The sequence below is a fragment of the Desulfatiferula olefinivorans genome (assembly GCF_054657895.1).
Window position 1 is genome coordinate 61,957 of sequence record NZ_BAAHXV010000014.1, and the last position, 24,269, is coordinate 86,225.

The window sequence follows — 24,269 nt, forward strand, 5'->3', positions numbered from 1 at the left end:
TCTTTGTGCCTCTGTGAGAGCGGATAAACCGGCGTCGCCGAAGGGGACGGCCTATGTAATTTCTCACGGAGACACGGAGACACAAAGACACAAAGGGGGTGTCGTGTGCTTGCGCGGTGTATTTCCTGCCGGCTATGAATCATGCGATTGCCCTGCCCGCAGGGCAATCGCATGTATGATCTTTAAAACACATGGGCCTTATTCTGCGGGACGGATCATGCCGTTCACGTTTACGGTCACGAGCACGAGCACGTTCACGATGCCGGAAGGCAACACGTAAATGCAACCGTCAAATGGTTCAATCGGCGTGGGATGAGACGGTCGAGCCGGTCTCGGCCTGCCGTGCTCGTGCTCGTGAACGAACAGTACATGCGATTGCCCTGGCCCTGCCCGGAAAAGCGATTGACAAGGCCGGGAGGACTGCATTATGAGAGGATGCTCCCCGGGGAAAACCGGACGTGCCGGAAGATGCCGGGGGGGTGGGGATCGGCGGAGGCCAAGGGCCGGAGACATCGGGGCCGGACCCGCCGGTACGGACGAACCATGAGGTGCGCAGCGCCATGACCGACAGCCGAGTTTCCACATCCGAACCCCTTGCCCGTCTCGGCCGGTTTCGCCTGACCTGTTTCATCGGGCTGTTTCTGGTTCTCAGCGTCGGGACGCCCTGGGTCATTTTCAGACAATGCACGGAACAGGCCGCATCCTGGACGTTTCGCCTGCCCCCCTGGCCCTTCCTGATCGGGGCCGCGGGCCTGCTTGCGGTGTATTTTACCTGTGACGGCCTGCGCCTTCATCACACCCTCAAAGCCCTGGGGCATTCCGTTTCCGGACGCCATATGGGGCGCCTGGTCTTCATCAACATTTTGTTTTCAAACATCACCCCCATGGCAGGCGGCGGCGGCTTCGCCCAGATCTGGTACCTGAGACGGCACGGCGTTCCCCTTGGGGCGGCCACGGCGGCCACCACCCTTCGCACCGTTCTGGCCATGCTCTTCATTTTCATTCCGGCCCCGCTTCTGCTTCGGACCATGCCTTCACTCAAGGACAGTCCGCTGACACAGGGCCTGACCGTTTCCTTTGCCGTCTTCGCCTGTCTGGGCCTTGCTTTGTTTTTCCTGATGATTTTCAGAATCGACGGATTCATCCGGATCATCGACCGCCTTCTCCGGATTGGGGTACTCGGCCGACTGATCGGACCGTCACGCACGGATCGCCTGCGGATTGCCGTGCGTCGCGAACTGCGTCTTTTTTCCCGGGGGATACGCGACTACCTGACCGGGCCGCGGCGTCATGTGCTTTTGTCCGTGGTTTATACGGCGGTCTTCCTTATGACGTTTTTTTCCTTCCCCGCCTTTCTGATGTGGAGCCTGGGGTATCCGGTCGATTACCCGGCCGTGCTTTGCCTGATGATTGCGGCGACCTTTGTCATGTATTTTTCACCGACACCGGGGGCCTCGGGCATCGCCGAAGCGTTGTTCACGCTCTTTTTCGCGTCGATGATCCGCCCCGGCGATCTGGTGCCCGTCATGGTCGGCTGGCGCTTGATGACCATCTATCTGGGCATGCTGATCGGCGTGCCGGTGACCGTCGCGGAAATGGCCCGGCGGAAAGGACGTCATGGCGCGTAAACGGCATCACCTGAAACTGCTTTTTTATTTCAACATCGCCATTGTCGGCCTTCTGATCGGCATCAAGGTCTACCTGCATGTTTTCTCGCAGGACTTCGAGGCGGTCCACGCCGACCAGATCGAACGGATCGAAGCCGCGCTTTCTGGAAAGAGTTCCTATCGGTTCATCGTCGTGGGCAACATCAACAATTCGGTGGGAATTTTCGAGCGGAAAATCCTCCCGCTGATCAACAAAAGCGGCGCGGATTTCATGATCTCCGCCGGCAATGCCGTGAGAAACGGCGGCGATGACAAGTACCGGGCCCTTTACGGCACCCTGTCCCGCCTTTCCATTCCCTATCTTCTGACCTTCGGGGAAAACGAATACAGCGCCATCGGAAGTTTCAGGTTCTACGATCATTTCGGCCCCTACCATTTTTCCTTTTCAGCCGCCGGCAGCCGGTTCATCTTCCTCGACAGCACGGGGAAAACATCCTGGGCCTGGCAGTACCGCTGGCTCGACGAGGAACTGGCCCTTTCAAACAACCACGTCTTCGTCTTCAGCGGACATCCGATCAAGGAGGTGGACCGCACGGGCGTGTTGGATTTCGACAACCGGTATCTTCTTGACGAACGCGCCCGGGACCGGTTTGCCGCCCTGATCGAAGGCGCCGGGGTCGATGCGGTGTTCTCATCCAACCTGCCCCTGTTTTCCAGACAAACCGTCGCCGGAACCGACTACGTGGTCACCGGCGGCGCGGGGGGCTTGGTCCTGAACAACGACCGGAGCTATTACCATTACATTACGGTGGACGTGGACAAGGACCGGGTGGTGATCTCCCCCGAGCGCCTGTCCATCGGCCAGCATCCCGTTTTCCGGACGCTTGAAAGCCTGTGGTTTTTCGTTCATTCCCTGGTCTACGTGGGGTACATGAATTTCCTGCTTCTGATCAGCGTGCTGATCATCGTCGCCATCTGGTTATACGTTCAGATTTTCACCGAACGGGATTACTACCCCAATTTCGACCTGGATATCGAGCCCTTTCTCAACCGACCCCTCAAGGTGGCCATGTTCGCCAACACCCTGCTGCCCTTTGTGGGCGGGGTGCCCGTGTCCGTCGATCGCTTGAGGCAGGGGCTGAAAGCCATGGGCCACAAGGTTCTGGTCGCGGGTCCCCGGTTTCCGGACACGCCCGAAACCGATCGGGAAAACGACACCCTGCGCCTGCCCCTTCTCATCCCTTTCCGGGAAACCAGCGATTACCCCATCGTCAACATCTTTTCGCTCCGGCTGTTCCGGACCGTTTTTGCCTTCCGGCCCGATATCGTTCACCTGCACCATCCGTTCTGGCTGGGGCGCATGGGACTGTTCATCGCCCGGCGTCTCAAGGTTCCCGCGATCTATACCTACCACACCCGGCTTGAGCATTTTTCCCATTTCGTGCCCCTGCCCGAGGCCCTGTTCCGGAACCTCATCTCCCATCGCCTGATCCGGCGGTTCGCCAACCGCTGCGACGGCGTGGTGGTGCCCACCGAAGCCGCCGAAGATTATCTGCGGATAATCGGCGTCAAACGGCCGATCTTTGTCCAGCCCACGGGCATCGACTACGACAGTTTCGCCCGGGTCGACGAAAGGGCCGTGGCCGCCCTGCGCACCCGCCTCGGTTTGAATGACAAGCGGATTGTGATCAGCGTCTCCCGCCTGAGCCGGGAAAAAAACATCGGCTTCATTTTAGACGCCGTCCATGAACTGAGCAGGCGCCAGAGCACGCCGTTTACCCTCTTGATCATCGGTGACGGGCCCGAGCGGGAAGCCCTCGACGAAAAAATCCGGGTCCTGGGCCTTGAAAACCGGGTCCGTCTGCTGGGCGCCGTCTCGCCCATGGACATCCCCGTTTATTACCACCTGGGTGATGTGTTCGTCTTTGCATCCCGCGCCGAAACCCAGGGCATGGTGATCCTCGAAGCCATGGCCGCCGGGCTTCCGGTGGTGGCCGTCCGCTCCTCGGGAATCGACGAATTTGTCCAGAACGACATGAACGGCTACAAAACCCGGCTGAACCCCGCCCTCTGGTGCGAGCCCATCGAGCGGCTTTTAACCGACGAAACCTTACGAAAAACCCTGTCCGACAACGCCGGGCGATTCGCCCGTTCCTACAGCATCGAACGATTCGGCTACGACATGACCCGCGTCTACGCCCACATCTTCTCCGCCCGCGTCAAGCACCCCCTGCCCCAGAAACGTCATCACAAAGACGCAGGCAAATGAGCGGCGGATGAGCACCCCGCCATCATCCCGACAAAACAACCGCATGTGACCGGATTGAAATACGAAACCGGACACATGCCCGCCATTTTTAAAAACGATTGCATTATTCATTCTTATGATTCATTATTTGATAAATCATTCATGAATATCCATGTGAGGTTAAACCATGAGAGCAACATTAAATATTGAAGACGCCCTTGTCGAAAAGGCATCAAAACTGACCGGAATACAAGAAAAAACAGCCCTTGTTCGAAAAGGGCTGGAAACCCTGATCAGCCTGGAAAGCAGTAAGCGCCTCGCCGTGCTTGGCGGGAGTGAGAAAAACATTCAAATGCCACGGCGCCGACGATCGGATTTGTAGCATGATTCTTGCCGATACAAATGTCTGGATCAAACATTTCAGGGAGTCGGATGCCGAGCTAATTTCCCGCTTGAATGTTGGTTTTATCGTTTGCCATCCCTTTATCATTGGAGAATTGGCGTGCGGGAACTTAGGGAATCGGTCTGAAATTCTGACTCTTCTTCAGGCACTTCCCTCAACACCTTTTGTTGAACCATCTGAACTGTTAGCGTTTATTGAAAACAAACAATTGATGGGCCGAGGACTCGGATACGTCGACATTCATTTATTAGCCGCTGCAATAATAGGCAATGTTTTTCTCTGGACTTACGATCGCCGTCTAAACGAAGCCGCTGAAGAACTGGGTATTTCGTATCCACGGACCTGACCCGCCTTTTTTCCCCATATGACGACAACAAAAACGCAATCATTCTCATAATCATCATTCATACATAACGCCGTCCGTCCTGACGCCCCTACCGTTTCCCCTTCACCAACGGGAAATCCATGCCCCGGGAGTCGACGACGGGGAACTGGGCTTCCTGACGGTAGCGCAAGGTCATCTCGGGCAGGGTTTCCTCGATGTAGGCCATGAGTTTGCGGACCGTCACGGGGGAGTCGGGGCCGGCGGCCCTGCCGCTCAGGCCTTCGAGGAGCGTATGGGTGAACACCCCGTGCCCGAGGTCCGTCACTTCGGCGGCGAGCTGATCCCTGGTCGAGGCGGCCACCACATGGACTCCGGCGGCCCGGGACAACTGGGCCAGGGCCTTGCGGTCCTCGAATCCACGGAAGGCTGTCAATGCCGCCCCGGCCTTGCAGGCGTCGATCAGAACCAGCACCTTGCGGGCGGTGATCGTCCGCAGGGCGTCGGCCAGATCCCCCGACGACAGGGCTTTGTCTTTGATCCAGTCTTCCCGTTCGGGATAGATCAGCTCATGGGGCAGGAAATACCAGGCGTCGCCTATGTTTTCGCCGTGCCCGGCCAGATAGATCACCACCGCGTCCTGGGGTTGGGTGAGCGACAGATCGTTCATGCGGGACACCAGGGTCTCGCGGGTGGCCGTCTCATCGTACAGACCTGAAACCTCAACGGTCTTGAACAGCTCATCGCCGTGCTCTTTGAAAAAATCTGCGACGGCCCGGGCGTCGGGCACGGCGTAATTCAGGTTCAGGGCCGGATTTTTATAACGGTTGATGCCCACGGAAAGAACGTAAAGGGTCGACTTTTTTTCCGAAGCGCGCAGGAAAACCGAGATATCCGCCGGGGCGGATTCAATCCGGTCACGGCTGAACCCCACGGCACGAAGGGCGTTTTGCCCGCTCGTCAGGGTGAGGGTATAGGTTTTCCTGACAACCGGATCATCCTCGGCCTTTGTTTTCAAAATGGCCCGGCGATCCTCCCCCACGGCTTTGCCGTTGTGGTAGAGTCTGATCCCGTCGATCCCGCCGCCCATGTCCCGGGCCGATACCGTGACGGTGATCTCATCGGTTTTGACCTCGAGCTGATCTGCGGGCGAATCAATGGCGACCGCAGGCGGGAGCGACACCCCGGAACGGATATCGTCTGTGACCGTTTTTTTCTTTCCGTGAAGAACCGCCGCAACGTACGCCGGATCATAGAAGGTTTCGGCAAACTGATCGATACTGTAGACCCGGTTCCCCACCCGGACGTTCACATAGCCGGCTCCGTTCACCGAGGCGCTGAAGTGGCCGTCCGGGGTGACGGCGATCCACTCGCCGTCTGAAAATGCGACGAACCGGATGACCTCGGCCCCGGTTTCGGGGTCCCAGAGCCGCGTGGTGCCGTCATGGCCGGACGAGCAGAGAAACCGCCCGTCCGCCGTCACGGCAAGCCGGGTAACCGTGTCGGTATGGCCTTTAAAACGGGGGGTGACCTTTTTTTTGTTCACATCGATGTGATACACCGCGTGATTGAGGGTATCGGCAAAAAACAGACTCCCGCCATCGCGACCTGCCGTCAACTGTTTGATGTCGTTGTAATAGTCAATGTAAGTCGTCGCATAATCCTCCCGGACGGTCCCCTGGAAGCCAAAGGAAAACGAATACGTCTCCGTCAGCGTGTCAAGGTCCGTCCCGCGGGCCTCACCTATGGTGTTGGAGGTGATCGACAGCGTGTGCAGGGTTTTTCCGTTCCTGCCGAAGGCGCCCAGGGCGTTCTTGAAGGTTTTCACCAGGGCGCCGGTGTCGGCATCGACCAGAAGTGTTTCCCGAAGACCGTTCAGGACCAGGAAGAAGCGTTCCGACGGATCGGTGGCGATGGACCGTATGTCGCTGAAACCCAGACGATAATGCTTAATCTCATCGCCCGTTATTGAATCGCTGATGATCAGACTCCCGCCTATCGCCCAGGCGATGCGTCGGCCCTGATTCATCCACACCGGAGATTGGGCATGAACACTCATCGGTTCTTTGGGGTACAGCGTGACGAGGTGGGAATTCCCGACCGTATCCCAAATCGACACACAGGCGTTTCGGGTTTCCATGTCCCAGCCGCTGAACGCCGCCTTACGCCCGTCCGGACTGACGGCCGCATCGTTGATCAGGTGGGCCGGGGCATCGATGACCCGTTTGACCATCATGCCGTTTCGGATATCCCAAAAGGCCGCCATGCGGCTGTTTCCGTAGGCGGCCACCAGCGTATCGTCCGCCCCGGTCAGGCCCAGGGCCACGACCTCTCCGCTATATCCGCCGAAGGCGTGACGCCGTGTGCCTGACTCCAGATCCCACAGACCGGGCCGGGGAACCTGATCGCCGACCAGGGCGAAACGGCCGTCGGGGCTGAACCGGATGGACTCGACCCAGTCATGGATCCCCGTCGTGATCGAACGGATCTTTTTTCCCGTTGCAAGTTCGATCAGGTGGGCCTGCATGTACCCGCCGAACAGGGCGTAAGTTCCGTTCGCACTGATATCGATGGCCGAGGCCTCAACATTCTCGAGAGAACGGATCAGGTCCCCGGTCAGCATATCCCAGACCGTGACCGTGCTTTGCCCCCAGTCGCTGGAAAAAAGCGCCCTGCCGTCGGGCGTGAGGCAAAGGGCCACGGTCCACACATGGCCGGTGTTCATGGAAAGCGTGTTCTCGCCGGTCTCGATGTCCCAGACCCGGATCGTCGTCACCTTCCCGGCCTTATCTTCATCATAGCCTCTGTAGGCAGCCACGACGTTTTTTCCATCCGGGGTCAGAACCAGCTGATACACATCACCGTAAATTTCGGTCGGGTACTCCCGGAGCACCCGGCCCGAGGCGATGTCCCACAAGCGTATCAGGCCGTCGTTGCCGCCGCCGAGCAGACGCTTTCCGTCCGGAAGAAAGACCACGGGCGCCCCGTTTATCACATCGATGGAAAAGGTCTGCACCACCTTGCTCGTTATCATGTCCCAGATGGTGATGTTGGAGCCGCGGTTCCGACTGCCTCCGGCCAGATACCGGCCATCGGGGCTGACGGCCAGATAGACCGCCTCGTCCCGGCACCGGAATATTTTCACCTCACGGCCCGATTCCGTTTCCCAGAGCCGGATGGTCCTGTCCTTGCTGCCCGTCACCACATGATGACCGTCCGGGGTGAAGGCGGCCACGGTGTTGGCCGTGTACCCGTCATCCGTATGCCCCATCTGGACGAAAATCTCCGGAACCGCATCGACGCCGTCTGCGGCGGCCGATTTGATGAGAACGGATTCCTGCGGAATCGACACCGCCGCATCGGGAACATAGTCCTCCAGTCTGGTTTTTTTCCCGCATGAACCCCACGCGATGACGAAGCTAAGCATCGCCGCCATGAAAACGCCCTTGAATACATTCACCTGTTTCATAAGGGAACCTTTCAGCATGTTCACGCCAGATGATTGATAAACGCCTGGGACAAATGATTGAAATCTTTTTGGGGAACACCGCATTCGGCATAGACCTTTTTCCATTGAGACAAAAAAAGGTGCTTAAGGGTGTCGATCAATACCCGGGCCTCGTCGTCCGGAAGGCCGAACACCCCGGCAACGCTCAGGGCATTTTCAAGGGTGGCATTCCGCGATCCATCCTTTCCCACGCCCAGGGTCAGCGTCCGTCGCTCGCCCGGGCCCATGTCCGGCTGGGGAACGATGTCAAAGGCCGGTGAAAGGGTCCAGCCCGTCCCAGGCACATACAAAAAGCCGTGATTCCTAAGATGATCATCGGAATTGTTGCACAAAATATTGAACACCATCCGCCTGAAAAGCTCGGCCAGATCGCTCCGAAGACGGTCCGCAGCCAGGTATTTGCGCATCTGGGCCGCCATATCCTGATACGATCCCCCATCCATCTGGCTTGTCCCCAGAAGCGTGGCGGCGGAGATGTAATGGATACGGCCGCAGTCGGGGTCCCGGTCGAACCTGCGGATCAGGTAGACATCGCGGTTCCTTACGGAAAGTGTGCGGGTTTCGGGAACGTTAATTCCGCACATCCCTGCAAGGCGCATGGTTGCATGCTCGATCCGACAGGTGCTCCAGCCTTCCAGCTCCCGGCCGAACTTGACGATCCAGGGCTGCCCCTCGAAAACAGTCGGCGCCTTGGGCTGAGCCCCTCCGAGCGAGGAGCCGCGGAATAGAAAACGACGGTATTCCGGTGGAATATCCCGATCGTCGATAAGGTAATCCGACACATGAATCATCTGTTCGAGATTCAGGGAAACGCCGTCCGGCGGATAGTTTTTCCAGCCGGGATGAATGGGGGCAGGACCGTCCTCCAGCCGTTTCCCGAAGGCCACCGCCCCCACCCGATCGTTATTGGGAATGGCGGTCAGATAGTTGAATTCCGTGGGTTTGGAAGGCTCCGCCGCCCGGTCGAGCAGATGCCTTCCCCAGCTGTCCGGCGCCGTATCCCTCAATCCGCCAAAAACCGCCGTCCCCTGAGGGGTTCGGAACAGGCCGGGGCCCAGGGGCAGCTGAACCGGATCAAGGGAAACGGCATCGGGCCGTTCCAGGTATTTTCGACCGTATTCAAATTCGGAGAACACCGTGCGGGTATCTTCATGAACCGTCAGGTATCCGCAGGGCACCCACCTGCCGCCGAGAAAAATAAAAACATAGGCGCTATCCGTTCTGGCCATCCATCACCTTTCCCGTCAGAAATCCATGTCCACGGTTTTCTTCTTCCGCACGCGTTTTTTCCGGTCGAAGGCTTCCTTTTCAATCACGGCCCCCACATGATCGGCGGAGGGGTCGGCCAGCTTCACCAGATCGCCCTCCATACCCAGAACGAGCAAGGCCGATGCCACAACGCCGAATCCCACCGAGGGCTCACCGTTTTCAAGCCTCTGAAGGGTCTTGCGCGTCACAAACATCCGGTCGGCCATCTCCTCCATGGTCATCCCTCTTTTCTTCCGTGCCAGACGGATCTGCGCCCCCACTTTTTCCACAGCCGTCGTCACCGTCAGGGGAAGGCCCGAACGACTTGCTGAATTTCGTGCCATATATGCCACCTTAAAATTAGTTTATGGGTATTATATAACCCAATATTAGCCAAAAGCCAAGTCCGTTTTTCCCCGACGACCCACCCATCCAAAACATCATGCATCACGCGCTATTGTCGCCGTTCCAGAAAAACCGCACGACGCTTCCTGATAAACAGCCGGGCGACAAGGCCCGGCACGGTGCTGGGATCGCCTTTCCTTATGTGCTCGATGCCCTGACGGATCAGCCAGAGGGCGGTCATGCTTTTGAAGACAACGGCCGGACAGGCGATGTTGCCGCGTCGTCGGTACACGGCAAGCAGATACCGGGCGAGGGGTTTACAATTGGTCGCCTGAATGACCATGATGATGAGCGTCAGAAGACCTCGCGAGTAATTGCCGTAGTGGGAATGGTAGTACCAGGGATCCAGGTCGAAGGCCTTGGCCTTTTCGTAGAGTTCGGTGCCGCAGTACATCCGCAGGGAGTAAAGAATCAGGGTGAACGGCCCGTTGAGGGTCAACAAAAATTCAATGGAATCGACCATGTCCTTTTCCGTATCCACCAGCGGGTTATCGATGATCAGGTCGTAATAGGGAAAGACCATCCGGGGATAGGAGGAAAGCAGGTCATGACATTCGACAAATTTCGAGACCAGCGGGGGCCTCCGGTAGGATTTCAGGGTACCGGGGCAGGCCGACTGAAAACCGGTGCGGGTTCGGATCATCCCGGCCCGGACAAGGCAATCCAGCTTCTTGCGGGTCAGAAAGGAGGGAATGATTCCCATCACGGCAAACGGCAGTCCGATCTCCCGTTTGTAGGCGTCGGAAAACGCCTCGATGTAGCTTTCGTCATGAAAAATGAATCCGTCGTCGGGAATGCTCACAAACTGGAGATCCGGCGACAGACGAAGGGCGTGTTTCAATTCACCGATCACATACTCCACGCTGTGATACCGGAATCTGTCGTAGCCCTTGCCCAGCTTCTTGTAGCGGCTGTTGATGCAGTAACTGCATTCAAAGGGACAGCCGTGGCTGGTGAACACGGAATAATAACGGCCCATGTATTTTCTGAGCAGGCGCCGGTCCAGAGGCATCAGGCGGCTGCCCTGGGCGATGAAATGATTCTCCGGGCCGTAGTCGGGAAAGGGCAGGCTGTCGATGTCGGTGACGGCGGGTCGGATATCGTTCCGGATGATCGACCCGTCTTGCCTTCGGCTCCAGAGATTGGCGATCTGGGCATTATCGGGATCTGTGCACCACTCGTAAAGCGGCTCATACCCCTCCCCGACCACCACATGATCGGCCAGCGTAAGGGCGTCTTCGGGAAAGGAGGACGGATGGACCCCGCCCAGAATGATCGGTTTTCCCAGGGATTTCAGATGCTCGGTCAGACACCTGACCCGGTCCCTGTCCGTACTCATCATGGTGATGCCGATGGCGTCGCATCCGGCCGCACAGGCGCTGACGGCATCGAGAAGCTGCGGGTCGTAAAGCCCGGGCCGGTCCTGATACAGTACGATCTTCCAGATTTCCGCGTATCTGGGCAGGAAAATCATCGTGGTCCGGATGCCCCGGGCCTTCAGATACGCGGACAGGGAACGCAGTCCGTAATTGTCAAAACAGTCCAAAGGACTGATCAAAGCGATGTGCCTGATCATCGATCAGAGATGGGCGCCGTCGTCGCGGATGGGCCGGCCTGCCATGAAATCCAGAATCAGCCGGGCCACCTCGCCTGGTTTTTCCTCCTGGGGCACATGGCCGCATTCGGGAATGACGGCCAGCACCGAATTGACCAGATCCTGACGAAAGCGGTAACCCACGGTCTCCAGGGGAATCCAGGCATCGTCACGCCCCCAGATGATCAGGGCTTTCGTCTGATTGCCCCGGTTGGCTGCCATGACGGGAGATTCCTTGCTGAAATCGATGGACCTTGCCGTCTTGATCTGAACGGCCTGGGCGTTTTCCGTGCACAGCCGACGGTAATAGGCCTCGACCCGTTCGGGCGTGACGGTATCGGCATTGTAGCTGACCTCACGGAGGCTTTTCCGGACCAGCCAGCGCCCGAAAAACAGTTTGGAAAACACACCGGACATGGGCATCCGGGCCATTTTGATCGGGAACGGCAGTTTCATGGGATAGCCCCCGGCATCCAAAAGAACCATGGACGACACCCGCCCCGGATGCTCCCTGGACAACAGGGCGGTGATAGCCCCGCCCATGGAGTTGCCCACCACCACGGCACCGGTGATGTTCATCACCTCCATCCAGTCATCCACGTCTTCCATCAGATCCATCACATGATAGCGCTCATCGAGAGGCTTCTCCGACCAGCCAAAGCCTTTGAGGTCCAGGGCCAGCACCCGATACCCTTCCCGATTCAGAACAGGCGCCACCTTTTCCCAGGTGTAGGCGGACGAGCCGAACCCGTGCAGCAGCACCACGGTCTTACCCTTTCCCGCATACTCGGTGTAATGATAATTCACCCCCTTGACCGACACAAAGCGGTCATGGGGGCCCGTATCCGGCATCTCCCCGGAGGGAAGCCGGGGGTTGAACAGTCCGCAGCCGGTAAAAAGAACAAGCATCCATCCCAGGACAAACCCCGTCATCGCTTTCATATCAACCTCCCTGAATGGTATTCGACAAACGGACTAACCAATACACACAGTTTGCACGAAAATACAACGTTAATCTTGATCCGCGGATGGTCGGCAATTCACCAAAAGGCGCGGAGAATAAACGACTCCGCCGCAAGCGGGCGGGGTATTGGAACAAGGGCAACCGCATGTCGCATTCGTTCACGCGCAAAAGCACGGGAGACCGGCACCTGATCGAGAGTCTCGTCCCACGCCGGTTGCATCGTCGGCCGCCGTCGTGAACGTGCTCGTGACCGTAAACGTGAACGGCATGAATCCGTCCCGCAGGAAGAGGCCCATGTGTTTTATCGATCATAATGAAACAATAGGCCGGGCGGTCGTTTTGGCGTTCGGTGGCGGGGTTGAAACAATCTCCTTCATCTGTGCGTCCCTGTGCGGGATTTTTGTTTGACCTGTTCAGCTCACAGGTATATGATCAAACAGTTCGTTGAACGATCCGCATGACGGATGATCCGTTTTACAGGACACCCGCCCAGCTCACATATCACACAGACGGGATAGCGCCATGATGATAAGAAACCGGTATCTGTTTCTTTTTCTTCTGTTGTTCATGGCCTCCGGTTGTGCCGTCGCCAAATGCGGGGCCACCCGGTCCCTGCCGGCCACGATTTTTCCTCCGGCCGCGGCGGCTGCCGGGAACGCCAAGGCCTTTAAAATCGCCATCAGGCCCTTTTCAACCGAGGCGACGGTGATCAAAGGCGGCCATCACGAAGGCCTGCTCCAGGTCCGGCAGCCCTGGATTTTCGGGCTGTCCGGCGAACAGAAACACGAGTTGTACGGCAGCCTGCGCGATGTGGTCCGCTACGCCTTCATTGACGAATTCGTTCGGCAGGGCGCCTCGGTTTATATTCCTGAATCCTACCTCAAGCACGTCCTGATTCCACGATCCCGCCATCTTGCCGCCGAAGACAAGGCCCGGTTTTCTCTGTCCGGAACGATAAAGTCCATCGAGCTCAATACCTATGGCCGGGGCCTGGGCGGTTCCATGGAAGGCGCGGGAAGCTCGGGCAACTACTGGGAAACGGAAATCGTGTTTGACGATGTGGTCATCACGGACCGGAAAACCGGATCGGAACTTTTTCGGGGCGGCTTCAAAACCTACTGCAAACTCGACAACTGCCCCATGAAACTGGACTGGACCATGACGACCCTTCTCACCCGGAGCCTCGATTCGATCCGGGGCATGAGCGCTGGCCCCCTTGGAACCGTCGATGCGGTCCTCGCCTTCGAGGCGGATTACCTGATGGAACCCTCCGAGCAGAACCCGCCCGACATCGCCGCCCGGCTTGGTGCGATGCGGGTGATGGAGGAGATTCGATGAGGTTCAACTTAATGGCCTGATGGGCACGCTTTGCTTTGCCCATCCTACCTTGTGTCGCCTGTAGATGGGCAAAACAGAGCGCGCCCGTCAACGGGGCGACGCGTTTTTCTTCATATCCCGTCGTACCCTTTCCTAAGTGCAGCGAACGGGTGGTCAACGTGCCCGCCGCTGATAAGGAGGCTCCCCATGATCCTTTCCCGTCTTTTTCATCAACAGGTCCTTCGCGGTGTTTATCCGTTCATGCTTTTCCTCATCCTCGTCGCCCTTTCCGGGTGCGGCAGCAGCGGCGGTGGAGGGGGCGGCGGTGGAAACGGGGGCGGGACAACGCCCACCCAGTACACCCTGACGGTGTCCGTCGTCGGCCAGGGAACGGTTCCCACGGTGCCGCCGGGGACCCGTTTCGATCAGGGAGTCACGGTGATTCTGACGGCGATGCCGGCATCCGGATGGACCTTCCACGGCTGGAGCGGCGACCTGTCAGGCACCACCAGCCCCGCGAACCTTTTGATGAACAGCGACAAATCGGTCACCGCCACCTTTACGGAAATCGTTGCCCAGGACACCGAAGCGCCGAGTTGGGCCGGCGGGAGCGCTCTGTCGGCCGAAGACATCGGAGCCACGTTTCTCACCCTCACCTGGGACGCGGCAACGGACAATGTGGGCGTTTCGACCTATCGCATCTATAAGGATCAGATGCTGATCGATACGGTTTCCGGAACCCTCACCCGCTATTCGGCAATGGGCCTTGCCGTTGATACGGATTACCTTTTTACGGTGGAAGCCTGCGATGCGGCGGGAAATCTGTCCTCGCCCGACCTGTCCCGCACCGTGTCCACCGCCGCCGCCCTCCCCCCTGACCCGGAGACGGTGGCCCCGGAGATCGACCCCAGGACCCCCACACCCATGGCTGAGGCCAGCGCCTTTCTCTATACCGGGCCCGATGCCGTGCAACGGGGTGTGGAAAGCGGGGCCATCGAAACCCGGCGCGTGGCTGTTCTCCGCGGACGGGTCACGAATGAAACCGGTGATGCCCTTTCCGGTGTGACCGTCAGTGTTCTGGGGAGGCCCGAACTTGGCAGAACATCCACCCGGGACGACGGGGCTTACGACCTGGCCGTCAACGGCGGCGGTCTGGTCAAGGTTTTTTTCGAAAAAGAGGGTCTGCTTCCGGTCAAGCGTCAACTGACCGTGCCCTGGCAGAACTATGTGACCGTGGATGATGTGGTGATGATCCCCCGGGACGCAGGCGCCACACCGATTGCCCTGGCTTCGCCGGTGACGGTCCAGGTGGCCGAGGACAATGCCGAAACCGACGCGGACGGCAGCAGGCAGGCACGCCTGCTGGTCCCCGCGGGCACGGCCGGAGAGATGGTTCTGGCCGACGGCACACGGCAGGCCCTTGCCGACATGACCCTTCGCGTGACGGAATACACCGTGGGGGATGAGGGCCCGCGAAAAATGCCCGCCGAAATGCCCCCCAACATCGCCTATACCTACGCCATGGATCTGAGCATCGACGAGGCCGTGGGCGCCGGCGCCGCCGATGTGGTGTTCGACAAGCCCCTTTACTACTACCTTGACAATTTCCTCGGATTCCCTGCAGGCATCCGTGTTCCCACAGGGTATTACGATGAGTCCCGGGGGGTATGGGTCCCCTCCGAAAGCGGCCGGGTCATCAGGATTCTGAATGTCCTTGCCGATACCGTCACCCTGGACACGGACGGGGACGATGTGCCGGATGACGGCGCAACCTTAGCGGCGCTGGGATTTACCGATGAGGAACTGGCCCGGCTCTCAGGGATCTATGTCGCGGGTGACACCCTCTGGCGGGTTCCCATCGATCATTTTTCGTCCTGGGATTGCAATTTCGGCGCCTGGCCCCCGGACGACGCTGATATGCCCTGGTTCAAACCGAACAAGAAAAACCGCCCGGATCCCTGCAAGCAGGCCGGGTCCGTCATCGACACCAGCAACATGGCCCTGGGCGAGGAGCTGCCCCTGGCCGGTCTGCCCTTTCACCTGTGCTACCGGTCCAACCGCATGCCCGCCTTCACCCGGGCCCAGGAGATTCCGATCTGGGACGACACCGTCTCCCCCAGCCTCCAGGGAATCCTGGTGGAACTTGAGGTGGCCGGACAGACCCACACCTTTCATTTCGAGAAAGATACCTTTGGCATCGATCCTCCCTTCCCCGCCTCGCTCACCTTTACCTGGGACGGAAAGGACGCCTATGGCCGGGCGGTTCAGGGCAGTGTGCCCATGATCGTCCGGGTCGGCTATGTGTATGACGGCACCTACGAGGCCAATGATCGCTGGGGCGAAGCCATTCCCGACGATGTGACCGCCACGGAAATCATGGTGGATACCCGCCGGCAGATCGGTCTATGGAACGAATGGACCGTCTACATCGGAGGCATGGATCCCCGGAGCATCGGCCTGGGCGGCTGGGGCCTCGACATCCACCACATCTATGACCCGACTTCCCGGACCCTTTATCGGGGAAACGGGGACCAGAGTACCGCCGACGAAACGAGCCCGCTGGTCATGGTCGCGGCGGGCACGGGCGCGGTGCCCCCCGGTATGGCGATTTATCAGTGGGCTGACGATGGGAAAAAGGCCACGGAGGTGAACCTGGGGCTGATCTACGACATCGCTGCTGGGCCCGACGGCAGTATCTACATTGCCGATCCCTACCGGGGGATCCTCAAGGTCGGACAAAACGGCCTGATCTACCGCGTCACCGGTGATCTGTTCACCGGCAGTCACGAGGACAGCATCGAGGCGAGCCAGGCCTCCGTTTCCCCCCTTGCCCTTGCCGTGGGTCCGGATGAAAGCGTCTACGTTTCCGAAGGCGATCGAATCCGCCGCATTGGACCGGACGGAAGGATCAACACCATGGCAGGTGACGGCGATGCGGTCTACGGACCGGACGGCGGCCCGGCCATGGGAGCCGCCTTCGAGGCCTCGAAAATCGCCCTGGCGTCGGACGGGAATCTGTATATCCTGGATTCCGATGCCCGCGTGGTCCGAAAGATCGGCACCGATGACCGTCTGACACTGTTTGCCGGTATTCCCATGGATCACCCCCTGTATCAGGAAGCCTTCACCGGTGAAGGCGGACGGGCCCGGTCGGCCACCTTCCATCTGCCCATGGCCATGGCACTTTCTGCGGACGGCAGCATGTACATCGGAGACATGGGCGCAAACCGCGTGATCAGGATTGCGCCCAACGGGGTGGTTTCAACCTTTGCCGGCAACGGAACGGTGGTCAGCGACGGGGACGGCGGGCCCGCCGTGGACGCGGGGCTGCCCATGCCGGTATCCCTTTGTACGGGCAGCGACAATACCCTTTACATCGGGTGTGACGGAACCATACGCCACGTGACCGCAAACGGCACCATCGCAACCATCGGCGGCGGCGCATCGGCCACCCGAACCGGTTTCGACATTCCGGCCGTCCAGGCCGTTCTCGGCACCCCCATGAGCCTGTGCATGGGACCGGACCGACAGCTTTACTTTTCCGAGCAGAACGCCTTCGTCAAAAAGATCGGCACCGCCTTCGGTGTTTTCGGTGAAAACGGAGACATCACCGTGGCGGATAGCGGCAGGGTCTACATCTTCGATGCGACCGGCCGCCATGAAAAGACTCTGGACATCTGGACGGCGGCGGAACTGTGGCGTTTCGAATACGATGCCGACGGCGTGTTGTGGAAGATCATCGATGCCGACGGGGATGAGACCGTCATCAGTCATGACGCCATGGGCAACCCCACGGCCATCCGGCCGCCCGACGGAACCCCCACCCTCTTTTCGGTGAATGGCGACGGGCTTCTGTCTGCTCTCGTCGACCCCCTGGGAAACACCTATGCGTTCACTTACATTGACGAGAACGGCAGTCTGGCGTCCATGACCACGCCGAACGGTCACGGGTATGTCTTTGAGTACGACGATTCCGGACGGCTGATCCGGGACACCGGACCGAACGGGGGATTTCAGGCCCTGACCCGCGAGACCCTGCCCGGCAACACGGGGTTCCGGGTCAGCGTGACCACCGCCATGGGCCGGATTACCTCCTATGAGGTCGAAGACCTGGACGACGGGGGGCGAAGGGTCGTCAAGACCTATCCCTTCGGACGGCAAAAGACCATGCTCAGATCCCCCGACGGCATCGATCGGATCCAGTATGTGGACGGCACCCTCGTCACACGGAAACAGGGCCCCGACCCGCGTTACGGCATGCAGGTTCCCGTCAACGAATCCCTTATGGAACAGACCCCCTCGGGCCTGACCCGGGTGACGACGAGGACGCGGGAACAGACCATGGGAACCCTGACGGACACCATGGTGCAAAACGGCCGAACCTTCTCCCTGATGTATGACGACATGGCCGGAAGCCTGACCTTCACCACCCCCGAGGGACGCAGCAAGGTTCTGATCCTCAACAGCGCAGGGCGGGTGGAACTCCTCCAGACCCTGGGCCTTGCGCCGGTTGTCATGGGCTATGACGGCAACGGCCGGGCCGTGACCTTCAGTCTCGGGGACCGGGCCTATCATCTGACCTACGATGAGGGCCTGGTCGCCTCCATCGAGGATCCCGCAGGGGCGATCACTGGGTTCACACGGGACGCGGCCGGACGGATCGAAACCAAAACCCTGCCCGACGGCCGTGTGATCGGTCTTTCCTACGATGCGGACGGCAACGTGACCGGCGTCACCCCGCCGGGAAAATCCCCGCACACCATCGGGTACACCAGCCTGTCCAAATTGGAAAGCTACACGCCTCCAGGTGGGAGCCCCACCACCTTCACCTACAACGATGACGGCAAGGTCAGCGTGGTCACACCGCCCGGCGGCGGCGCCGTTACCATCGATTATGATTCCGCCGGGCGGTTTGCCTCATGCAGCTATCCCGACGACACGGTGACGGCGACCTACGACGGTCCGACCGCCATGCTCACCGAACTTTTAAGCGCAGACGGCATCACCCTCTCCTTCGGATGGGACGGTTTCCTGATGACCGACATGGCCTGGTCCGGCCCGTTTTCAGCCACCGTTCAGGGAACGTACGGCAACGACTTCAAGATTGCCGCCATCACGGTCAACGGCAGTCAGCCGACCCACTTCACCTATGATGATGACGGCCTGCTGGTCGGGGCCGGAGCCCTCGCCGTCACCCGCGACACCAAGGGGCTGGTCACCGGGACGGCCGCCGGTGCCGTCACCACCGCCATCACCTGCAACGAGTACGCCGAGCCCACTCAGATGACCGCCGCATACGGCGGAACAACCCTTCTGGACATCGCCTACGATTATGACGCCGTGGGCCGGATCATGACCCTTACCGAAACCGTCGGCGGCCTGACCACCGACTACCAGTATACCTACGACATCACAGGCCGTCTGACTCAGGTGCACCGGGACGGGGCTTCGGTGGCAGCCCTGACCTTTGACGGCAACAGCAACCGGACCCTCTACATCGGTGAACCGGCCGATGTGTCTTCGACCTATGACGGTCGCGACCGCCTTTTGACCTGCGGCGGGGCCGATTACGGCTACAACGCAGCCGGGGTCCTTCACACGAAAACCGTCGGGGCCGAGGTTACCGCCTATGGCTACGACGCCCTGGGCAACCTGCGAAACGTAACCCTGCCGGACGGCCGGATCATCGGTTATCGAATCGACGAGCTGAACCGACGGATCGGCAAAACCGTGGACGGAACCCCGGTTCAGGGACTGATCTACATGAACGCCCTTTCGCCCATCGCCGAACTCGACGGGGCAGGGACGGTCATCAGCCGCTTCATTTACGGAGCAAAGGCCCATGTGCCCCAGCTGATGATCAAAGGCGGCGTCACCTACCGGATCATCAGCGATCATCTGGGAAGCCCGCGCCTGGTGGTGAACATATCAAACGGCGCCATTGCCCAGCGCATGGACTACGATGCCTTCGGCCGGGTGATCGGAGACACCGCACCGGGATTTCAGCCCTTCGGCTTTGCGGGGGGATTGTATGATGCGGATACGGGGCTGGTCCGTTTCGGAGCCCGGGACTACGACGCCGAAACAGGCCGGTGGACCACGGCGGACCCGTTGCTGTTCAGGGGCGGGGACACCAATCTTTACAGCTATGTCCTGGCCGATCCGGTCAACCGCATCGATCCGACGGGCCTTAATTTCCCGCCGCCTGCGGTCTTCCGGCAACTGGTGGGAACCGCGGTGCTGGACCTGATGCCGTCCAGCCAGGCCGCGGCGGATGCGAGCGGGGCCATCGGTGACTCGGCCCTGGAAACCGTAACGGCGGGCCTGGCGGGCAACGTGGGCAAAGATCTTCGCGAGGCCGCAGGGGTGGACATCGTAAACGAATGTTCCGAGACCTATCAGAAAACCAAAAAAGGGGCGGATATCGTCTTTAAAACCGCCACGGCCGTCCACGGCATGTCCGGCCTTCGAAGCACGATATCGGGCCTGAACCAAGCCGGAGGCGCTGCCGAATTTTTCAGCACCTTCGACAACACCTGGGGCTTCGGCACCGACGTGGCCGGAACCATACAGACGCTCACTCAGTAACGGGGCAAGGGCCGTCATCATTGCCTCCGGCGGCCCTTCCGGGAGACCGGATTTTAAAAATCCGGACAAATGGGATGTGATGAACTTATAAAAAAATCACCTCACGGCAAAGAAAAACGAGCGGGCATAAGGCGTCGAAAATTCATACGGAATGAGGCGTACTTTAAGGTACGCCTCACTGACGAGTGATGAAACACAACGCTTAAAATCGGAGGTTTTACAACGCCGTCATACCTGTTTGTCAAACTTTTCAAAAGTTTGGCCCCCGGCAGGGCCGCCGGAGGCATTCAAACTCTATACATTACAAAGTCAAATCAGCTTTTTCTTCGCCTTTCGTGTTCTTCCGTGAGCGAAGTGAACGGGTGGTCAGCAAACCTAAACGGCCGCCCCGCATTCCGGACAGAATTTGAATGCCGGGTCGGTGACGGGGCTGTTGCAGGAACCGCAGCGTTTGGGGATGGGCCCAAGAACCACCAGAAGTTCGCCGCCCCGGACCGGGACCATGGTTTTGTCGCGTTTGTAGTCGGCGGTTTTCAGCACCCGCTCGACCAGGCCGTCCATGGGGGCCAGCACAGCTTTTTCCTGCTTCATGATGGTGATGTTGAACAGTTCCTCTCCCTTGACCACCGTGTCGCCGGGCTTTACGTACATCATCCACAGATCGCCGTTGCTGGGGGATCCCACATGGCAGGGATTGCTTTTGTCGGCCATTTCAAGGGCGGAGGCTCCGATGCCTAACGGTTCACTGACCTGCACCGCATGGGCAAAGGTCTCGTCATCCAGATTGTACCTTACCAGCCGGACGCCCTGGAGATCCACGGGGGAAATATCGATGATGCTGATCCGGTGGGGCTTGCCCTCCGAATCCCAGAATTCCAGCTCCCGCCCCGCGGTCAGGCCCTCGAACCAGATATCCAGGGGCAGACGGTTGGGGTTGCCGTAGGTGTGCCGGAATTTTATGGTCTTCAGGGCGTCGCCGGGATGATTCAGGTAGAGCACCAATTCCTCATCCGTGGGTTCGCGCTCGATCTGGGCGGCCAGGGCCTTTTTCTCCCCGTCGATGTCGACGGGTTCAAGGGAGGAAAGGGGTGAATTTTCGGTCCGTCGCCCCATAAGCGACCGGTAGTCCGACCCGAAGGCGCTTTCGTAGACCCAGTTCTCGGGGAAGCCCAGGGGCAGTCTCCCGAAACGCCCGAGCAGCAGATCCCGGAAGGCGTCGTTGCTTTCCCGGTAGAGCATCAGGCGGTCCTGCTTCAACTCGGTGCTGATCCTGTCGTCCGGCACACCCGCCACGGATTCCAGAACCCAGAGCAGATGGTTGACCTCCTCCTCCCCGCCCCGTTTGTAGGCGCCGGTCACCGCCAGAAAGGCCGTGTTCCAGGTGATCTGGGAACCGGGGGTCACATCGTGGTAGCGGACGATCTTCCGGGTTCCGGTCAGAAACCTCAGCATGTGGGGCAGAAGGTGGATGTAGCCCTGTTTCATGGCCCCTTCCTGGGACGATGAGGTGGCCCCGCCGGGCATGCCGTGGTGTACCACATCGTGGTCAATGCCCTGAAAATACGGTGAGGCATAACGGTCGTAATAGGGCATGATCTGTTTGAGCACGAAATTGCAGGCGCGGATCTCGTCCCGGTTGAGCGAGACCTTCCGCCCCATTTCCTCCTCGATGTAAGCCGCCGTGGACAGAATTTCACCCTGGCCGTACCATCGCACCGACGCCCCGATGGCCGTGTCCACAATGTGGGCCCCGGCCCGGGCCGCCTCTCCCACCGCCGGAACGAACAGGCCGTCCGTATAGTGCCGGTGGTAATGAATCAACATGTCCGGATAGGCCTTGCGGACGGCCGACACCAGCGCACCGATAAACCGCGGCGGGCAGACCCCCGCCATGTCCTTGAGTCCCAGAATGAAGGTTCGGACGGCTTTGGCTTCGGGAAGTCCGGTAACCCGTGCCATCATGGCCACGATTTCGCCCACCACGCCCATGTAGTGGGGCACGTCGAAGCCCTCTGCCCAGGACAGGGAGATGGCGGGTTCGAACACGTTGGCGGTGTGACTCATCACCACCTCGGCCAGGGGAGCCATGTTCTCCACATGGTTCAGGAAATCGAAACAGCGGATAATGTCGTGGTGTTCGCAGATCATCTCGCCGGTCAGGCGCATCAGGTTCCTCGGCTGGGGTTTGTAGCCCAGAAGGTTGGTCGAACGGACCAGGATCTGCTTCGGGGTCAGCGGAGCGAACTCGTTCCATGCCCTGGCCTCGCTGAAGGGATAGGTCATGTTGGCCATCATGGCCACATGGAAATGGGCCCCGCCGCCGTTTTCGATGGAAAAGAATCCGCAGCGGTCCAGATAGGGTCCGATGATGATGTCCTCGGCCAGACGAAACCTATTCCCGCTGTTGGACTGGGTGATGTCCCGGGGGGTGGTGTCCATGAAATGAACCGCGTTCGAATCCCGGAGGCGATCGAAAAGCGCGGTCCGGTCGCCCCGGGGATAGGGTTCGGAGGGCACGGAACCCTCGATTTTCGGCAGAACCGGTTCGAACAGGGGCATGCGTTTGTCTTCGACTCCCCGGTACTCTCCGAGCTGGACAAAGGGATTGTATCCCCTGGCCGAAATTTCCGCCATCAGACGGGCCAGGCGCACGGATTCCGGATCACGGTCCCGGTAGACCATGAGTTCGGGGGTCTCGGCCACAAAACGGGTGGTAAAATCGCCGGATCGGAACAAGGGATGGCCGATGATGCGCTGATGAAAGGGAATGGTGGTTTTCAGACCGCCGATGATGTATTCGCTCAGGGCCCGGTTGAGTACGGCCAGGGCTTTGTCGAAGGTCTTTCCGTAGGCGATCAGAAGGGCCGCCGCCGAATCGTAGTGGGAGGGGAATTCGTACCCGCCCGCCACGCAGGAATCCAGGCGGATGCCGGGTCCCCCCGGGGAGATGTACCGAGTAATCAGCCCGGCGTTGGGGGCAAAGCCCTGCCTGGGGTCCTCGCAGTTGATTCTCACCTGGATGGCGTGGGACGTGGGCCGGGTGTTCGCTTCATCGAGTCGCAGTTCGGCACCGAAGGCCACGGCGATCTGCTCCTCCACCAGATCGATGCCGTAACGGCATTCGGTGATGCCGTGCTCGACCTGAAGCCGTGTGTTCACCTCGATCAGGTAAGGGTTCCCCTCCCCGTCAACCAGAAATTCCACGGTGGCCAGCGAGCAGTAGTTCACGGCCCGGATCAGTTTTTTGGAGTATTCCTTGAGCCTGTGGCGCAGAGACTCGGTCATCCTCGGCCACGATGAGGGGGTGATTTCCACCAGTTTCTGATGGTTGCGCTGAACGGTGCAGTCCCTCTCGTCAAAGGCGAACACGCTGCCGTAACGGTCGGCGATCACCTGAATTTCGATGTGACGGACCGTGCCGAGCAGTTTTTCCACAAACAGACGGGGGTTGCCAAAGGCCGCGTGGGCCATGGCCGAGGCCTTGGAAAAGGCGCTTTCAAGCTGGGCCATGTCATGGATCTCGTAAATGCCCCGCCCTCCTCCGCCGCCTTCGGCCTTGAGCATGACGGGCAGCCCCATCTCAAGGGCCAGGCTCCGTGCCGTGGGCACATCCACCGCCCCCAGCGAACCGGGCACCACGGGGATATCCAGGCTTCGGGCCAGGTCCCGGACCCGGACCTTGTTACCCAAAAGTTCCATGCCGTTGGTGGACGGGCCGATGAACAGAATCCCGGCGTCTTCGCACTTATCGGGAAATCGGGAATCTTCCGAGGCGAAGCCCCAGCCGGGGTGGATGGCAATGATGCCCTGCTTCCGGGCAAGACTGATGATCCGGTCCAGATCCAGATACCCCATGGGGTTGTCGCCCAGAACGAGCAATTCCCGTGCCCCGGCCGTGAAGGGGGCGGTCTTGTCCACATCGGTGACCGTCATGACGGGCACGGCTTTGAACATCTCCCGAATGGTCCGGCTGATACGCCGTGCGGCGATGCCGCGATTGGCAACCAGGATCTTTTTACCTTTTATTATATTGCAGATATCGTCAAACGATTTCATGGCGTTCCT

At 59.6% G+C, this 24,269-nt stretch carries 12 protein-coding genes; 6 read left to right on the forward strand and 6 right to left on the reverse strand.

Features of this window, described 5'->3' with window-relative positions:
* The first annotated feature begins 560 nt into the window (after positions 1–560).
* The 4 genes from ACYQ11_RS11695 (at position 561) to ACYQ11_RS11710 (ending at position 4,604) form a co-directional block, all read left to right on the forward strand.
* Positions 561–1,628 (forward strand): lysylphosphatidylglycerol synthase transmembrane domain-containing protein, encoded by a 1,068-nt coding sequence (locus ACYQ11_RS11695; RefSeq protein ID WP_459923967.1) that lies wholly within the window; start codon positions 561–563, stop codon positions 1,626–1,628.
* Positions 1,618–3,876, forward strand: a complete 2,259-nt coding sequence (locus ACYQ11_RS11700; protein ID WP_459923968.1) for a glycosyltransferase — start codon at positions 1,618–1,620, stop codon at positions 3,874–3,876. Before ACYQ11_RS11695 ends, ACYQ11_RS11700 begins: the two co-directional genes overlap by 11 nt.
* 166 nt (positions 3,877–4,042) lie before the next feature.
* Complete coding sequence (locus tag ACYQ11_RS11705) at positions 4,043–4,237, forward strand: type II toxin-antitoxin system VapB family antitoxin (protein ID WP_459923969.1); 195 nt, start codon at positions 4,043–4,045, stop codon at positions 4,235–4,237.
* A gap of 1 nt (position 4,238) precedes the next feature.
* A complete protein-coding gene (locus ACYQ11_RS11710; protein ID WP_459923970.1) occupies positions 4,239–4,604 on the forward strand; it encodes a type II toxin-antitoxin system VapC family toxin in 366 nt (121 codons plus the stop codon).
* Between the two features lie 88 nt (positions 4,605–4,692).
* Here ACYQ11_RS11710 and ACYQ11_RS11715 read toward each other — a convergent pair whose 3' ends face one another.
* The 5 genes from ACYQ11_RS11715 to ACYQ11_RS11735 all read right to left on the reverse strand — a co-directional run bounded on the left by ACYQ11_RS11715 (position 4,693) and on the right by ACYQ11_RS11735 (position 12,277).
* Positions 4,693–8,049: a caspase family protein gene (locus ACYQ11_RS11715; protein WP_459923971.1), complete on the reverse strand. Its 3,357-nt coding sequence runs from the start codon at positions 8,047–8,049 to the stop codon at positions 4,693–4,695.
* A gap of 20 nt (positions 8,050–8,069) precedes the next feature.
* The gene (locus ACYQ11_RS11720) at positions 8,070–9,317 is read right to left on the reverse strand and encodes a type II toxin-antitoxin system HipA family toxin (RefSeq protein WP_459923972.1); all 1,248 of its coding nucleotides are present in this window, start codon (positions 9,315–9,317) and stop codon (positions 8,070–8,072) included.
* Positions 9,318–9,332: 15 nt separating this feature from the next.
* Complete coding sequence (locus tag ACYQ11_RS11725; protein WP_459923973.1) at positions 9,333–9,680, reverse strand: helix-turn-helix domain-containing protein; 348 nt, start codon at positions 9,678–9,680, stop codon at positions 9,333–9,335.
* Positions 9,681–9,790: 110 nt separating this feature from the next.
* Positions 9,791–11,317 carry a B12-binding domain-containing radical SAM protein gene (locus ACYQ11_RS11730; protein WP_459923974.1) on the reverse strand — a complete coding sequence of 509 codons (1,527 nt, stop codon included), beginning with the start codon at positions 11,315–11,317 and terminating at the stop codon, positions 9,791–9,793.
* 3 nt (positions 11,318–11,320) lie between these two features.
* Complete coding sequence (locus ACYQ11_RS11735; protein WP_459923975.1) at positions 11,321–12,277, reverse strand: alpha/beta fold hydrolase; 957 nt, start codon at positions 12,275–12,277, stop codon at positions 11,321–11,323.
* A gap of 544 nt (positions 12,278–12,821) precedes the next feature.
* On the opposite strand from ACYQ11_RS11735, the gene ACYQ11_RS11740 reads away from it, so the two are divergent.
* Both ACYQ11_RS11740 and ACYQ11_RS11745 read left to right on the forward strand, forming a co-directional pair.
* A complete protein-coding gene (locus ACYQ11_RS11740; RefSeq protein WP_459923976.1) occupies positions 12,822–13,637 on the forward strand; it encodes a hypothetical protein in 816 nt (271 codons plus the stop codon).
* A 186-nt stretch (positions 13,638–13,823) separates the two neighbouring features.
* Complete coding sequence (locus ACYQ11_RS11745) at positions 13,824–20,204, forward strand: NHL domain-containing protein (RefSeq protein ID WP_459923977.1); 6,381 nt, start codon at positions 13,824–13,826, stop codon at positions 20,202–20,204.
* Positions 20,205–20,579: 375 nt separating this feature from the next.
* Here ACYQ11_RS11745 and ACYQ11_RS11750 read toward each other — a convergent pair whose 3' ends face one another.
* On the reverse strand, positions 20,580–24,260 hold the full coding sequence (locus tag ACYQ11_RS11750; protein ID WP_459923978.1) for a pyruvate carboxylase: 3,681 nt from the start codon (positions 24,258–24,260) through the stop codon (positions 20,580–20,582).
* Positions 24,261–24,269: the final 9 nt, after the last annotated feature.